Source organism: Rhizobium sp. 16-488-2b (genome assembly GCF_017741815.1).
GTDB lineage: Bacteria > Pseudomonadota > Alphaproteobacteria > Rhizobiales > Rhizobiaceae > Rhizobium.
Map to the genome: position 1 here is coordinate 36,438 of NZ_JAGHMF010000014.1, position 14,988 is coordinate 51,425.

At 62.0% G+C, this 14,988-nt stretch carries 13 protein-coding genes and 1 tRNA gene; 2 read left to right on the forward strand and 12 right to left on the reverse strand.

Annotated elements, in window-relative coordinates; genetic code table 11:
• Positions 1-59 precede the first annotated feature (59 nt).
• Complete coding sequence (locus J5286_RS13390) at positions 60-845, forward strand: IclR family transcriptional regulator (RefSeq protein ID WP_113010249.1); 786 nt, start codon at positions 60-62, stop codon at positions 843-845.
• On the opposite strand, the gene glpK is transcribed toward J5286_RS13390, so the two are convergent.
• From glpK to J5286_RS13435, 9 genes are all read right to left on the reverse strand, one after another.
• Positions 835-2,337, reverse strand: coding sequence for a glycerol kinase GlpK (gene glpK / locus J5286_RS13395; protein WP_209190764.1), 1,503 nt, complete (start codon positions 2,335-2,337; stop codon positions 835-837). The two genes, J5286_RS13390 and glpK, sit on opposite strands and share 11 nt — an antisense overlap.
• A 150-nt stretch (positions 2,338-2,487) precedes the next feature.
• Positions 2,488-4,212, reverse strand: a complete 1,725-nt coding sequence (locus J5286_RS13400) for an ABC transporter substrate-binding protein (RefSeq protein WP_047505507.1) — start codon at positions 4,210-4,212, stop codon at positions 2,488-2,490.
• Between the two features lie 77 nt (positions 4,213-4,289).
• Positions 4,290-4,571 carry a DUF2160 domain-containing protein gene (locus J5286_RS13405; RefSeq protein ID WP_037178747.1) on the reverse strand — a complete coding sequence of 94 codons (282 nt, stop codon included), beginning with the start codon at positions 4,569-4,571 and terminating at the stop codon, positions 4,290-4,292.
• 15 nt (positions 4,572-4,586) lie between these two features.
• On the reverse strand, positions 4,587-5,402 hold the full coding sequence (locus J5286_RS13410) for a carbohydrate ABC transporter permease (protein ID WP_037178748.1): 816 nt from the start codon (positions 5,400-5,402) through the stop codon (positions 4,587-4,589).
• A gap of 37 nt (positions 5,403-5,439) precedes the next feature.
• Positions 5,440-6,306, reverse strand: coding sequence for a carbohydrate ABC transporter permease (locus J5286_RS13415; RefSeq protein ID WP_037178749.1), 867 nt, complete (start codon positions 6,304-6,306; stop codon positions 5,440-5,442).
• A 3-nt stretch (positions 6,307-6,309) separates the two neighbouring features.
• Positions 6,310-7,380 carry an ABC transporter ATP-binding protein gene (locus J5286_RS13420; protein ID WP_209190765.1) on the reverse strand — a complete coding sequence of 357 codons (1,071 nt, stop codon included), beginning with the start codon at positions 7,378-7,380 and terminating at the stop codon, positions 6,310-6,312.
• 13 nt (positions 7,381-7,393) lie between these two features.
• Positions 7,394-8,470 (reverse strand): ABC transporter ATP-binding protein, encoded by a 1,077-nt coding sequence (locus tag J5286_RS13425; protein ID WP_209190766.1) that lies wholly within the window; start codon positions 8,468-8,470, stop codon positions 7,394-7,396.
• 45 nt (positions 8,471-8,515) lie between these two features.
• On the reverse strand, positions 8,516-10,042 hold the full coding sequence (gene glpD, locus J5286_RS13430) for a glycerol-3-phosphate dehydrogenase (RefSeq protein WP_209190767.1): 1,527 nt from the start codon (positions 10,040-10,042) through the stop codon (positions 8,516-8,518).
• A 169-nt stretch (positions 10,043-10,211) separates the two neighbouring features.
• Entirely contained in the window at positions 10,212-11,033 is an 822-nt protein-coding gene (locus tag J5286_RS13435) for an AraC family transcriptional regulator (RefSeq protein WP_209190768.1), read from the reverse strand.
• 112 nt (positions 11,034-11,145) lie between these two features.
• On the opposite strand from J5286_RS13435, the gene J5286_RS13440 reads away from it, so the two are divergent.
• Positions 11,146-12,354, forward strand: coding sequence for an MFS transporter (locus tag J5286_RS13440; protein ID WP_209190842.1), 1,209 nt, complete (start codon positions 11,146-11,148; stop codon positions 12,352-12,354).
• Between the two features lie 299 nt (positions 12,355-12,653).
• Here the strand turns inward: J5286_RS13440 and J5286_RS13445 are convergent.
• The 3 genes from J5286_RS13445 to J5286_RS13455 all read right to left on the reverse strand — a co-directional run bounded on the left by J5286_RS13445 (position 12,654) and on the right by J5286_RS13455 (position 14,921).
• Positions 12,654-12,730: transfer RNA gene (locus J5286_RS13445), tRNA-Arg, on the reverse strand.
• Between the two features lie 62 nt (positions 12,731-12,792).
• Positions 12,793-13,098 carry an ETC complex I subunit gene (locus J5286_RS13450; protein ID WP_018900450.1) on the reverse strand — a complete coding sequence of 102 codons (306 nt, stop codon included), beginning with the start codon at positions 13,096-13,098 and terminating at the stop codon, positions 12,793-12,795.
• A 152-nt stretch (positions 13,099-13,250) separates the two neighbouring features.
• Positions 13,251-14,921: a phosphoethanolamine transferase gene (locus tag J5286_RS13455; protein WP_245205985.1), complete on the reverse strand. Its 1,671-nt coding sequence runs from the start codon at positions 14,919-14,921 to the stop codon at positions 13,251-13,253.
• Positions 14,922-14,988 lie beyond the last annotated feature (67 nt).

Genomic DNA, 14,988 nt, shown 5'->3' on the forward strand with positions numbered 1-14,988 from the left:
TTTCGCTTTTCGGCTCGGGCTTATTTGTATATGTAAAGGCATATTCACAGGAGAACAGCATGGACGCGGATGAAGCCGACCGGTACCGGGCGCCTGCCTTGGACAAGGGGCTTGATATCCTCGAGCTACTGGCAAGCGTCGAGGAGGGGCTGACCCAGGCGGAAATCGCCAAGCGCCTAGACCGCAGTCCCAACGAATTCTACCGCATGCTCGACCGTCTCGTGCGCCGTGGATATGTCACCAAGCTCGAGGGCGACCGCTTCACGCTGACACTCAAGCTCTTCGGCCTGTCGCAACTGCATGCCCCTGCCCGCCGCCTCGCCTCCTTCGCCATGCCGCTGATGCGCGACCTCGCGCAGCGCACCCGCCAGGCGAACCATCTCGTGGTCTTCGATCGCGGTTCCGCCGTCGTCATCGCCCAGCACGAGGCGCCGAACTACTGGGGCATCTCGATCCGCGTCGGCTCGCATATGAGCCTGCTCGAAACCGGCTCCGGCCACGTGTTGTTGGCCTTCCGCACCGATGAGGAACGCGAGATGATGATCGCCGAACACGCCCGTGATCCCAAGACCAAGCGGCCGGGACCGGAGTTCTACCAGCGCCTCAGCGATATCCGCGAACGCGGCTACGAGAAGATGCCGAGCGCCCAGACCGCCGGCGTCCACAACCTCTCCGCCCCGATCCTCGGCCCCGACGGCCGCGTCATCGCCGCCCTCACCTGCCCCTATATCGGCCTCGTCAACGCGCCCGACGCACCCGATATCGACGGGACGATCGTCATGCTGCAACAGGCCGCCCGCGATCTCTCACTGCTCGCCGGATCGGACGTGAAGATCACGGGCTGAGCGGGCGGGAAAGGGTTCGCGATACGGCATCGCGCCAGCCGGCGATCTTCGCCTGCCGTTCGGTGTCCGGCATCGTCGGTAGGAACTGGCGGTCGCTGTGCCATGCTTTCGCGAAAGCGGCGCGATCCGGCCACACACCCGCCCGCGCCCCGGCAAGCCATGCAGCACCGAGAGCCGTCGTCTCCTGCGCCGCGGCGCGATCCACGGGATTGGCGACGATGTCGGCGAGACGCTGCATCGTCCAGTCGGAATTCGTCATGCCGCCATCGACCCTGAGCACTGTCCCGGTCCGACGCTCGCCCCAATCCTTGCGCATGGCCACCAGCAGGTCCAACGTCTGGTAGGCGACCGATTCAAGCGCCGCATGCGCCAGCTCCGCCGGCCCGCTGTTGCGGGTCAATCCAAAGATCGCGCCGCGCGCCTGCGGGTCCCAATAGGGCGCGCCGAGACCGGTGAATGCGGGCACCATGTAGACGCGCTGCCCATGGTCGGCCGCAACAGCCAAGGCACCGCTGTCGGAGGCGCGCGAAATGAGGCCGAGCCCATCGCGCAGCCATTGCACGGCAGCACCCGCGATGAAGATCGACCCTTCGAGCGCATAGGTCGTTTCGCCGTCCAGCCGATAAGCGATCGTCGTCAGCATCCGGTTCGATGAGGCGACACGATCCCGGCCGGTGTTGAGCAGCGCGAAACAACCCGTCCCATAGGTCGATTTCATCATGCCAGGATCAAAACAGGCATTGCCGATCGTCGCTGCCTGCTGGTCTCCGGCAACGCCCAGGATCGGGATTGCCGCTCCGAGGATCGACTTGTCGGTGACCCCGAAATCATCAGCGCAGTCCTTGACGTCAGGCAGCAGCGGCGCCGGTATTGCGAGCACGCCCAGAAGCTCGTCGTCCCAGGTCGCATCGGTGATGTTGTAAAGCATAGTCCGCGAAGCGTTCGTCGCATCGGTCGCGTGGACCCGCCCGCCTGTCAGGTTGAAGATCAGCCAGCTGTCGATGGTGCCGAAGCAAACACCGCCCATCCTTGCACGCTCCCGCAGCCCATCGACATTGTCGAGCAGCCAGCGCAGCTTGGTGCCGGAGAAATAGGGATCAAGCAGCAGCCCTGTCTTGGCGCGAACCAGCTTCTCATAACCATCCGCCTTGAGGCTGTCGCAGATCTCGGCGGTGCGCCTGTCCTGCCAGACGATTGCCCTGTAAAGCGGCCTTCCGGTCTTGCGGTCCCACACAACGGTCGTTTCACGCTGGTTGGTGATCCCGATCGCGGCGATCGCCGAAGCCGCGATGCCCGCCTTGTCGATCGCCTGCCGCGCGGTGGCGACGACGCTCTCCCATATCTCCAAGGCATCATGTTCGACCCAGCCCGCCTGCGGATAGTGCTGCCGGACGTCCATCTGCGCCGAGGCAACCATCGTCATCCTGTCGTCGAAGATGATCGCCCGCGACGACGTCGTGCCCTGATCGATCGCCAGAATGAACCCGCCCATGATCTGTTCCGACTGAATAGGAGTACCGTTCCCGCCGCTCGAACGGCAGGTTGCCAACATGGATTTGAAAATGGAGAGAGCCGGCGACAGCCTTCGCATGCCGCCGGCATGGAGATTGGCCGGGGTTTAAAGCCTCGGCCGTGGCGCCCGTTATTGGGACTGCCAGCTCTTGACCAGTTCGTCGTAGTTGACGGTGACCGGCTTTTCCTTCTCGTTCTCGATCTTCAGCTGGGGAGCGAGGTTGCCCTTGGCGACCGCGTCCTTGTTCCAGTATTCGAGATCATGCTCTTCGGCGAGCTTCGGGCCGATATCGCCCTGCACCTTGGCGCGCTCCAGGCGCTGCAGGACCTTTTCCTGCTCTGCGCAAAGCGAATCCATGGCTTCCTGGGCGGTCTTGGCGCCGGAGGACGCATCGCCGACGGCCTGCCACCAGAGCTGTGCCAGCTTCGGATAGTCAGGAACGTTGGTGCCTGTTGGAGACCACTGCACGCGGGCCGGCGAGCGATAGAACTCGACCAGACCGCCGAGCTTCGGAGCGCGCTCCGTGAAGCTCTTGTCGCGAATGGTGGATTCGCGGATGAAGGTGAGACCGACATGGCTCTTCTTCACGTCGACCGTCTTCGAGGTCACGAACTGCGCATAGAGCCATGCGGCCTTGGCGCGATCGTCAGGCGTCGATTTCATCAGCGTCCAAGAACCGACGTCCTGATAGCCGAGCTTCATGCCGTCCTTCCAGTAAACGCCATGCGGGCTGGGTGCCATGCGCCACTTCGGCGTGCCATCCTCGTTGACGACAGGCAGGCCGGGCTTGACGGCATCGGCCGTGAACGCCGTGTACCAGAAGATCTGCTGAGCCACTTCGCCCTGCGCCGGCACGGGGCCGGATTCGGAGAAGTTCATGCCCTGCGCTGCCGGCGGTGCATAGGCCTTCAGCCAATCCAGATACTTCTGGATCGAGTAGACGGCAGCCGGACCGTTGGTATCGCCACCGCGCGCGACGCACGAACCGACGGGACGCGAGTTCTCGTCGACCTTGATGCCCCACTCGTCGACCGGAAGACCGTTCGGAAGGCCCTTGTCGCCGTTCCCAGCCATCGAAAGCCAGGCGTCGGTGAAGCGCCATCCGAGCGACGGGTCCTTCTTGCCGTAGTCCATATGGCCGAAGACCTTCTTGCCGTTCACTTCACGGCCGGTGAAGAACTCGGCGATATCCTCATAGGCAGACCAGTTGACCGGAACGCCGAGGTCGTAGCCGTACTTCGCCTTGAAGTCCGCCTTGTTCTTCTCGTCGTTGAACCAGTCGTAGCGGAACCAGTAGAGGTTCGCGAACTGCTGGTCGGGAAGCTGGTAGAGCTTCTTGTCCGGCGCGGTCGTGAACTTGGTGCCGATGAAGTCGTTGATGTCGAGTCCCGGATTGGTGACATCCTTGCCTTCATTCGCCATCCAGTCGGTCAGCGAGCGGGCTTGCTGGTAGCGCCAATGGGTGCCGATCAGGTCACTATCGTTGACATAGGCGTCGTAGATGTTTTCGCCCGACTGCATCTGCGTCTGCAGCTTTTCGACGACGTCACCTTCGCCGATCAGGTCGTGGGTGATCTTGATGCCGGTGATGGCGGTGAACGCCGGCGCCAGCACCTTCGATTCGTATTCATGGGTGGTCAACGTTTCGGAAACGACCTTGATGTCCATGCCGGCGAAGGGCTTCGCGGCATCGATGAACCACTGCATTTCCTTTTCCTGGTCGGCGCGCGAAAGCGACGAGAGTTCGCCGACTTCCTTGTCCAGGAATGATTTCGCCTCGTCCATGCCGGCATAGGCGGAGCCCGCCATGGCCAGCAAGATGCCTGCTGTTGTCGCTAGTAGATGCCGTCGCATGATATCCTCCCAAGGTTTGCGATTGCAGTCTTCACGTCAGGCGGCCAGTACCCCCGGCCATCTGTATCTCCCCGGCCTCACACGTAGCGGAACACGCCGATGGCGTAGACTACGGCAAGCCCAAGAGCCCACCACAGGTTGGGCCCGACGAGGCCCAGCCATGCGAGATGAATGAACGCTGCTCCCAGCAGCGATATGAAGAGACGGTCTCCCCGCGTGGTCTCGAACCTCAAGACCCCCACACGCGGCGAGCCGCCCGGCGCCAGATATTCCCAGATGCTCATGCCGATCAGCAGCACGAGGATCGTGAGAAAGAACAATGCGGTCGGCAGCGTCCAAGCCATCCAGGAAAAGTTCATGTCTGGTCTCCCCTTTTAGACGCGGCCGAGCGCGAAGCCCTTGGCGATGTAGTTGCGGACGAAATAGATGACGAGCGCGCCGGGAATGATCGTGAGCACGCCAGCCGCCGCCAGCACGCCCCAGTCCATCCCCGAGGCCGACACCGTGCGCGTCATGATCGCCGAGATCGGCTTGGCCGCGGTGGTCGTCAGCGTGCGGGCCAGCAGCAGCTCCACCCACGAGAACATGAAGCAGAAGAAAGCCGCCACCCCGATCCCCGATGCCACCAGCGGCATGAAGATGCGGATGAAGAAACGCGGGAACGAGTAGCCATCAATATAGGCCGTCTCATCGATCTCCTTCGGCACACCGGACATGAAGCCTTCGAGGATCCAGACCGCCAGCGGCACGTTGAACAGGCAGTGCGCCAAGGCGACAGCAATGTGGGTGTCGATCAGGCCGAAGGCCGAATAGAGCTGGAAGAACGGCAGCGCGAAAACGGCGGGCGGCGCCATGCGGTTGGTGAGCAGCCAGAAGAACAGATGCTTATCGCCGAGAAACCGGTAGCGCGAGAAGGCATAGGCCGCAGGCAGCGCCGCCAGCACCGAGATGACGGTGTTCATCACCACATAGGTGATCGAGTTGATGTAGCCGTTGTACCACGACGGATCGGTGAAGATGATCGTGTAGTTCCGGAGCGTCGGGTTCTGCGGCCAGAGCGAGAAGGTGCCGGTGATCTCGGCATTCTCCTTGAAGCTCATGTTGACCAGCCAGTAGATCGGCAAAAGCAGGAAGATGATGTAGACGGTCGAGACGACCCAGGAGAAGTTGCCGGCCGGCTTGTATTTCATCGTCTGTGTTGTTGCTTGGGCCATGGTCCTCTCCTCCTCACGCGTTCTCGTCGCCACTGGTCATCACGGTGTAGAAGATCCATGAGAGCAGCAGGATGATCAGGAAGTAGATGATCGACATCGCGGCCGCCGGACCGAGGTCGAACTGACCGACGGCCATCTTCACCAGATCGATCGACAGGAAAGTGGTCGAATTGCCGGGGCCGCCGCCGGTGACGACGAAGGGCTCGGTGTAGATCATGAAGCTGTCCATGAAGCGCAGCAGCACGGCGATCAGCAGCACGCGCTTCATCTTCGGCAGCTGGATGTAGCGGAAGACCGACCAGCGCGAGGCGCCATCGATCTTCGCCGCCTGATAATAGGCGTCCGGGATCGACACGAGGCCGGCATAGCACAGCAGCACGACAAGGCTCGTCCAATGCCAGACGTCCATGACGATGACGGTGATCCAGGCATCGACGGGATCGCGGACGTAATTGTAGTCGAGCCCGATCGCCTCCAGCGTATGGCCGAGCAGGCCGATATCGACGCGCCCGAACACCTGCCAGATCGTGCCGACGACATTCCAGGGGATCAACAGCGGCAATGCCATCAGAACGAGGCAGACCGGCACGCCGATCCCCTTCTTCGGCATATTGAGCGCGATGAAGATGCCAAGCGGGATTTCCAATGCCAGGATGATCAGCGAGAAGGCGAGGTTGCGTTGCAACGCCGCCCAGAAACGGTCGGATTGCAGCGTCTGCACGAACCAGTCCGTGCCCGCCCAGAAGAATTCGTTGTTCCCGAACGTATCCTGCACCGAGTAATTGACGACCGTCATCAGCGGGATCACCGCCGAGAAGGCGACGAGCACCAGCACCGGCAACACCAGAAACCAGGCCTTGTTGTTCCAGGTCTTGTTCATGGCTCAGCCCTCCCTGCCGACGCGCCAGGAATCGGCGTAGATGTTGATGGCCTTGGGATCGAAGGTGACCCGCGCCTCCGAGGGGATCTCGGCATCCTCGGTCAACACGATGGCGATCGGCTGGCCCGCGAAATCCGCGCGCACGATCTTCTGCCGCCCGATATCCTCGACCCGGTTGATGGTGACGGGCATGCCCTCGCGCCCGAGGCGGATGAACTCCGGCCGGATACCGAGCTCGGTCTTGGCACCAGCGGCAGCCTTCGGCGCGTAGTCGAGCGACAAGCTCTCGCTCCCCATCGTCACCCTGCTGCCATCGAGCTTTGCCGGCAGCACGTTCATGCCGGGCGAGCCGATGAAGTAACCGACGAAGGTGTGGCTCGGCTTTTCGAAGAGCTCGGCGGGCGTGCCGATCTGCACGATCTCGCCCTCGTACATGACGACAACCTTGTCGGCGAAAGTCAGCGCTTCCGTCTGGTCGTGCGTGACATAGACCATGGTGAAACCGAACTGCTTGTGCAGCCGCTTCAGCTGCGAGCGCAGCACCCACTTCATATGCGGGTCGATGACCGTCAGCGGCTCGTCGAACAGGATGGCGTTGACGTCGCTGCGCACCAATCCCCGGCCGAGCGAGATCTTCTGCTTCTGGTCGGCGGTCAGCCCCTGCGCCTTGCGCCGCGCCATGGGCGTCAGATCTATCATCTCGAGAATTTCGCGAACGCGACGATCGACCTCGGGCTCCGAAACGCTACGATTGCGCAGCGGGAAGGCCAGATTGTCGTAGACGGTCATCGTGTCGTAGATGACGGGGAACTGGAACACCTGCGCGATGTTGCGCGCCTGTGTCGCGAGATTGGTCACGTCCTTCCCGTCGAACAAGATGCGGCCATGCGAGGGCTGCAGCAGGCCGGAGATGATGTTGAGCAACGTCGTCTTCCCGCAGCCCGACGGCCCGAGCAGCGCATAGGCGCCGCCATCATTCCATTCGTGGTCGACTTCGCGCAGCGCGTAGTCCTTGTCCGATTGCGGGTTCGGCCCGTAGGCGTGGCGGATGTGGTCGAGCGTGATGCGTGCCATGTCCCTACCCCTTTCAAGCCGTTGCGCCGGACGAGATCGCCCGGCCGCTGGTGTCGAACGCCATCAGGTGGCGGCCATCAAGAAACACGTCGATATCGGTGTCCGGATCGATGTCGTGGATACCATGCGCCAGCATCACCCAGCGCACGCCCTCGTAATCGAGATAAACGAAGCTCTCAGAGCCGGTGATCTCGGAAAGCTGCGTGCGCGCCTTGAGCCGCACGGCGCCCGGCGTCTGCGCGGAAAGCCCGAGATGATGCGGATGAAATGCCACCGTCACGGGTCCATCAGCCATGCCTGCCAGATGCCCCGGCACCGCAAACACCGCGCGCCCGTCGCGCTGGAACGTCGCGCCGGCCTTCACCACGTCGATGAAATTGAGCGGCGGATCGGCGAAGGTCTTGGCGGTGGTGAGATCGCGTGGCGTTCGGTAGACCGAAATCGTCGGCCCGAACTGCGTCACCCGCCCTTCCGACAGCGTCGCCGTATTGCCGCCGAGCAGCAGCGCTTCGGATGGTTCTGTGGTGGCGTAAACGAAGATGGCACCGGATTGCGCGAAGATCCTCGGCAATTCGGCGCGCAGCTCCTCGCGCAGCTTGTAGTCGAGGTTGGCGAGCGGCTCGTCCATCAGCACGAGACTGGCGTTCTTCACCAGCGCGCGGGCAAGCGCCGTGCGCTGCTGCTGACCGCCGGAGAGATTGAGCGGCGTGCGGTCGAGATAGGGCGTCAGCCGCAGCAGATCGGCGGCCTTGCGGACTTCGCGATCGATGGTGGCGGCATCCTTGCCGGATATGCGCATCGGCGAGGCGATGTTTTCATAGACCGTGAAGGCGGGATAATTGATGAACTGCTGGTAGACCATCGCGACATTGCGCTTCTGCACCGGCATGCCGGTGACGTCGACGCCATCGAAATGGATCGTCCCGCTGGTCGGCCGGTCGAGCCCGGCCATCAGCCGCATCAGCGACGTCTTGCCAGACAGGGTCGGCCCCAAAAGCACGTTCAGCGTGCCGCGTTCAAACGCGAGATCGGTCGCGTGGATGTGCGTATCCGCGCCCACCGTCTTTGCGATGTTTCGCAATTCCAGCATTCAGGTTCCCGTGCCTCCTCACAGCGGGGACCACATGCCGCTCTTTTATCCGGCCATCTGAGCCGGTAGCGCGGCCATGTACTCCTCCAAAACCGCGGCTTGCTCCCTCGTCAGGCGCAAGCCCTCCTTCGTTCTCCTCCAGAGCACGTCATCGGCGTGTCTCGCCCATTCGTGCTCGATCAGGTAGCGAACCTCCACCTCATAGAGATCGCTCCCGAAACAGCGCCCGAGATCCTCGGTCCCACGCGCCTGTCCCAAAAGCACCGCGGCCTTCGTGCCGTAGCGGCGAACGAGGCGGCGGGCATGCGTATCGATGAGAAACGGATAGCTGCCCTTCAGCTTGCGCACTTCCGCCTCGTATCCCTGCGCCGGAAAATCGCCGCCGGGCAGATGGCTCTTGGCCGTCCACGGGGCACCCTTGGCGCCGATCGCCGCGCCGATCTTTTCCAGAGCGTGTTCCGACAGCCGGCGATAGGTCGTGAGCTTGCCGCCGAACACATTGAGCAACGGCGCCTGTCCGCCCTCGCCTTCGAGCTTCAGCACGTAATCGCGCGTCGCTTCCTGCGCCTTGGATGCGCCGTCGTCGAACAGCGGGCGCACAGCCGAATAGGTCCAGACGATATCTTCAGGCCGCACCGGCTCGTTGAAATACTCGCTCGCGGCCTTGCAGAGATAGGTGGTCTCCTCGTCGGAGATCCTCACATCCTTCGGATCGGCCTTGTAGTCGCGATCGGTGGTGCCGATCAGCGTGAAATCCTGCTCGTAGGGGATCGCGAAGATGATGCGGTTGTCCGGGTTCTGAAAGAAATAGGCCCTGGGATCGTTGAACTTCTTCTTCACGACGATATGGCTGCCCTGGACGAGCCGCACATGCCGCGCCTCGTTCTGCCCGAAGGCGGCGCGAATGACGTGATCGACCCATGGACCTGCCGCATTGACCAGCATCCGCGCCTGAAAATGCCGCTTCTCACCAGTCACGGTATCCACGGTCTCGATCGCCCAGAGGCCGTTCTCGCGATGCGCTGAGATGACCTTGGTGCGCGGCATGATCAGCGCGCCCTTGTCGGCCGCATCGCGCGCATTCAGCACCACCATGCGGGCATCGTCGACCCAGCCGTCGGAATATTCGAACGCCTTGGTGAACAGCGACTTCAAAGGCTTGCCCGCCGGATCGCGGCGCATGTCGAGCACCTTGGTCGGCGGCAGAAGCTTGCGGCCGCCGAGGTGATCGTAAAGGAACAGACCGAGCCGGATCAGCCACGCCGGCCGGATGCCGCCCTTGTGGTAGGGCAGCACGAAGCGCATCGGCCAGATGATATGCGGCGCCATCGCCCACAGAATCTCGCGCTCCATCAGCGATTCGCGCACCAAACGAAACTCGTAATGTTCGAGATAGCGCAGGCCGCCGTGAATGAGCTTGGTGGCGCCAGAGGACGTGCCGGAGGCGAAATCGTTCATTTCGGCCAAAGCCACCGAATAGCCGCGCCCGATCGCGTCACGCGCGATACCGCAGCCGTTGATGCCGCCACCGACAACGAAAAGATCGTGAATCTGACCGCTCACGCGTCCCATGCCCCCAGAAAATGCCGCAACGCAAACAAGACAACGCAATTGCGAAAGTGAAAACAGTTAAAGCGAAACTCATTCGAATGTCAAACGAATGTTTTGCACAGTTATGCCGCGCGCCGATGTCGGGCGTGTGACAAGCCCACGTGCCGGATTCTGAAGTTATTCAGCGATTTCAAATGGGATCGGCAACGCGAAAGTAAGTGCGCGGCGGCGCGCCCAGCATGCGCTTGAACATGGTGGTGAAGGCAGCCACGCTTTCATATCCGAGATCGAGGGCAACCGAGGTTACCGACTCGCCCGCCGCCAGCCGCGGAAGCGCGGTGAAGAGTGCCGCCTGCTGACGCCAGGTGGAGAGGCTGATGCCGGTCTCGCGCCGGAACGCACGGGTAAAGGCACGGCGGCTCATGTTCAGTTGCTCGGCCCAATCGTCGATCAGAAGCCGTGCGGTCGGGCTGGAAAGAAAGGCGCGACAGAGTCCTGCAAGCTTCGCATCCGCAGGAATAGGCAGTCCGAGTTGCCGGTCGGGAAGCCTTGCGATCTCCTCCAGAAGCAGCGCCACGATCAGGCGCTGCCGCCGCGAGCCGCCGACATCACTTGCCGGAGACGCCGCTTGGATGATGAGCGCGCGCGCCAAATCCGTCAGCCCGACCACGCGGACCGCTTCCGGCAGCGAAACCAGCGCGTCGGAGCTTATATAGACCGAAAGCATGGTCACCTCGCCGAGCATATCGACGGAGTGATCGAGACCGGCCGGGATCCACAGCGCATGCTCCGGCGGAACCATCCACCGTCCCTGCCGCGACGACACCATGATAACTCCGGTACGCGCATATGCGAACTGCGCCCGGCTGTGCCGGTGCAACGCCACATGATGGCCGGACGGATACTTTGACGGCAGGGTAAATACCGGCTCTACGGCCGCTTCAGTCGCCGCCAACCGCTCGATGTGCCGCTCCGCCAATCCGGCAGTCGGCGAATTTTGCGACTCTTTCATTCAGCTTGGCCCAGTTGCGAAGACATTGGACCAAAACACGAAAGCGGGACTGCAGCAAGAAGACTATTCGAATAGTCAGGTTCTCAGGAGGAACATCGTGACGACAGGTACAATGACGGCGGAGAAACACTCCGCGGAACAGACGGTTTTCAGCATCATCATGGCAGTCAGCTTCTGCCATCTCTTGAACGATACGATGCAGTCGCTCATCCCGGCCCTCTATCCGATGATCAAGGAGGGCTACGGCCTCGACTTCACCCAGATCGGCCTGCTCGGACTGGTCTTCCAGGTCACGGCCTCGCTGCTGCAGCCGCTGATCGGCATCTACACCGACAAGCGCCCGCTGCCCTATTCGCTGTCGGCGGGAATGTTTTTCACCCTGATAGGCCTGGTGCTGCTCGCCTATGCGCATGCCTATTGGGTGCTGCTCGTCGGCGCCGGCGTCGTCGGTCTCGGCTCGGCGGTCTTCCATCCGGAATCCTCGCGCGTCGCGCGCCTTGCGTCGGGCGGACGCCACGGTCTGGCGCAGTCGCTGTTCCAGGTCGGCGGTAACTTCGGCTCCGCCATCGGCCCGCTGGCCGCCGCCTTCATCGTGCTTCCGCGCGGACAGACCAGCGTCGCATGGTTCTCGTTCGCCGCACTGACGGGCATGATCATCCTGTGGCGCGTCGGTGTCTGGTATTCGAACCACCGCCGCACCAATGCCGGCCGCAGGGCCGCGATGCCTGCCGTCGTGCTGCCGCGCGCCAAGGTGATCATGTCGATCGCGGTCCTCGCCATGCTGGTCTTCTCGAAATACGTCTACATGACCAGTCTTTCGAGCTACTACACCTTCTACATGATCGAACGCTTCCAGGTGTCGGTCCAAGAGGCGCAGATCCTGCTCTTCGTCTTCCTGGGTGCGGTCGCCATCGGCACCGTCGCCGGCGGCCCGATCGTCGACTGGTTCGGAACGAAGTTCACCATCTGGTTCTCGATCCTCGGCGCCCTGCCCTTCACCCTGGCGCTGCCCTATGCGGGCTACACCTGGACGATCGTGCTCACCTTCGTGATCGGCATCATCCTGGCGTCGGCCTTCTCAGCCATCGTCGTCTTCGCACAGGAGCTCGTGCCCGGACGCGTCGGCATGATCGCCGGCCTGTTCTTCGGCTTCGCCTTCGGCATCGGCGGCATCGGCGCCGCGGCCCTTGGCATGGTGGCCGACCGCATGGGCATCGTCTTCGTCTACCACGTCTGCTCGTACCTGCCGCTGCTCGGCCTGCTCACCGTCTTCCTGCCGGATCTAGGCAAAGGAAGGCGCCACGCAACGGCGGCGAAATAGCAGCAAAGCCGCAGCACCATCAGAAGGCCGAGGCACCCGCTTCGGCCTTCTGTCTTTGAATATCATGTGAAGAGCTTGGTACGCCTGAATCCCGGGCAATAAAAAAGGCCGGGGCGAAACCGCACCGACCTTCCTATTCGCATCTCACACCAGTGCCAGTACATCCGTGGTCAAAAGCATAAACGCGATACCGGCAACTGCGAGCGTTCGCTGTGTGGAACACTGACCAGCAATGCCGATGGGCTTGATATGGTAGGTCAATGTGGCGAATTCAAGTCCGGGCGGAAAATTGCAGAAAATGGCGACCCCTGCAGGATTCGAACCTGCGACCACCTGCTTAGAAGGCAGGTGCTCTATCCAGCTGAGCTAAGGGGCCACACTGCCGATGCGCCTGGGCGCATCGAAGGCATGGGCTCTGGAAGCGATCGGTTCGTCCGATCAGTGCGTCCAAGGCTGCGTGCGCGTATAGCGGAAATTATCCGGATATGCCACCGTCTGACGCTGCGGATCTTTCGGCGCGATCACCCGGTATTCGATGCCGTTGCGCTGTGCATAGGCTTCGGCCAGTTCCTGCGTTTCGAAATTCAGCTTCACCTGCTGGCGCATGTCCGATGACGAGGTGTAGCCCATGATTGGGTCGATCGTGCGCGGCGTTTCCTGATCGAACTCCAGCACCCAGAGGTGAGTCTTGGCCTTGCCGGATTGCATGGCGGTCTTTGCTGGACGATAGATCTTGGCAGACATAGCTGCACGCCTCCGAATTATGGCTTTCGCAATCAATGGACTGCCCCCGTGCGGGGCATCTTCATCTACGATCGCACAGATAGATGAATTTTGCTTAGCGGCGAATCCCTTCCTTTTCAAGCGAAAAGCCGTGGAGCCCGCGTGCCAACAGCCTACCCTTTGAACGAGGCCTGCACCGCCTTGTCCGGCACCTTCCGGCAGCCTGAGAACAGGTCGAGCTTCGCGTCATAGACGCTGGTTTCGACATCCATCAGTCCGAGAACGCTGTGGAAGAAATTGTCATGCGACACCGGATTGGCGGCGCTGGCCGCAAGACAAGCCGTATCGATGCCCGAGGCCGCGCTGAAATCAGGCGACAGCCAGACGATGATCGGCGCCCGCGTCTGCTCCGCCGGCGCAATGATATAGGGCGCGCCATGAAGATAGAGCCCGTTCTCGCCGAGCGACTCGCCATGGTCGGAGACATAGAGCATCGACGCCGAAATCGTGTCCTGATGCTTCTTCAGGTTATCGATGACCTTGGCCACCACATGATCGGTAAAGAGGATCGTGTTGTCGTAGGCATTGACGACCTCCTCCGGCTTGCAGGCGCCGAACTCAGGGGTCCGGCAATCCGGCGTGAAGCGGCGGAAATCGTCGGGGTAGCGCCTGTAGTAGGCAGGCCCGTGGCTTCCGAGCTGATGCAGCACGAGAACGCTGTCGCTCTTCACATTCGAGAGCCAATCGCCGAGCTTGTCGAGCAGCACCGTGTCGAGGCATTCGCCATCCGTGCAGAAGCGCGGGTCGGCGGCATCGGGCAGGAAACGATAGGGAATGCGGTTGGCGACGCCATAGCTGCCGGTATCGTTGTCCCACCACTCGACGTCGACCTTTGCGTGGCCGAGAATATCCGTGAGATTGTCGGTCTCGAGGCCCTTGCGGTGCGTGTAGTCCGCCCGCGGATAGACGGAGTACATGCACGGCAAGGACACCGCCGTGGAGGTGCCGCAGCTTGTCGCGTTCTTGAAATAGACGACGCCGCGTCCCTTCATCTCGGGATTGGTTTCGCGCGGATAACCGCCAAGCGAAAAATTCTGCGCCCTGCCCGTCTCGCCGGCAACGATGATCGTCACCCGGGGCTTACCATTGGCGCTCGCCGTGCGCTGATGCGCATCCGTGCCGAGCGGTCGGCGCACGATATAGCGATCGTCCTCCGAAGCGAAGGCAAAGCGCGCCGCACTGCCGATCGGAACAAAGGGGTTGAGCGTCAGCATCAGGTCCTTGTGGAGCCGCCCGACCGAGGCATAGGTCTGCGAAAAGCCGAGACCGGCCGCGATGGTGACACCAAGGCAAGGCACGATGACCGCCATGTTCCAGACGAACTTCTTCAGGAACGGCTTGTGAACGACCCTGACCCAGATGATGAACAGCGACGGCAACACGCCGGCGAGCAGGATGTGCAACAGGAAGGACGGCGTAATCAGATGCGCCGATTCCGCCTGCGTCGTCACTGCCGCGTTGCGGATCATCTCCTTGTCGATGATCACGCCGAACTGGTCCGTGAACCACGACGACACCACCGCCACCATCAGAAAGAAGATCAGCGCCGGCTTGGTCAGGTATTTCACGGAGAAAGTCGTGAGCGCCGCAATGGTCAGCGTCGAAATGCCGACCACGAAGGCGGCGAAGGCCACCGGGGCCGAGAAGAGATAGTCGAAAGCGCGGGTCCAGAAGGTGTGGTTGGCCACCACGAGAATATAGATCGCCGTCAATACCGATAGCGCCACGCTCCCGATCTTCGGCCGAAAGCTCTCGCTGGGCTCCGCTAAAACCGTGTCTTCCAATTCCACCCATCCTGAAACCGCATGCCCGGCAAAGATGCCGAGCGACCAAGCCGCGGGGGATGGCATT

Coding starts and splice junctions, on each gene's coding strand:
- glpD (WP_209190767.1), bottom strand. CDS start 10,042: ATGGGACGCGTGAGCGGTCAGATTCACGATCTTTTCGTTGTCGGTGGC.
- J5286_RS13405 (WP_037178747.1), bottom strand. CDS start 4,571: ATGAACTTTTCCTGGATGGCTTGGACGCTGCCGACCGCATTGTTCTTT.
- J5286_RS13425 (WP_209190766.1), bottom strand. CDS start 8,470: ATGCTGGAATTGCGAAACATCGCAAAGACGGTGGGCGCGGATACGCAC.
- J5286_RS13420 (WP_209190765.1), bottom strand. CDS start 7,380: ATGGCACGCATCACGCTCGACCACATCCGCCACGCCTACGGGCCGAAC.
- J5286_RS13400 (WP_047505507.1), bottom strand. CDS start 4,212: ATGCGACGGCATCTACTAGCGACAACAGCAGGCATCTTGCTGGCCATG.
- glpK (WP_209190764.1), bottom strand. CDS start 2,337: ATGGGCGGGTTCATTCTGGCGATCGATCAGGGCACGACGTCGTCGCGG.
- J5286_RS13390 (WP_113010249.1), top strand. CDS start 60: ATGGACGCGGATGAAGCCGACCGGTACCGGGCGCCTGCCTTGGACAAG.
- J5286_RS13435 (WP_209190768.1), bottom strand. CDS start 11,033: ATGAAAGAGTCGCAAAATTCGCCGACTGCCGGATTGGCGGAGCGGCAC.
- J5286_RS13450 (WP_018900450.1), bottom strand. CDS start 13,098: ATGTCTGCCAAGATCTATCGTCCAGCAAAGACCGCCATGCAATCCGGC.
- J5286_RS13415 (WP_037178749.1), bottom strand. CDS start 6,306: ATGAACAAGACCTGGAACAACAAGGCCTGGTTTCTGGTGTTGCCGGTG.
- J5286_RS13440 (WP_209190842.1), top strand. CDS start 11,146: ATGACGGCGGAGAAACACTCCGCGGAACAGACGGTTTTCAGCATCATC.
- J5286_RS13410 (WP_037178748.1), bottom strand. CDS start 5,402: ATGAAATACAAGCCGGCCGGCAACTTCTCCTGGGTCGTCTCGACCGTC.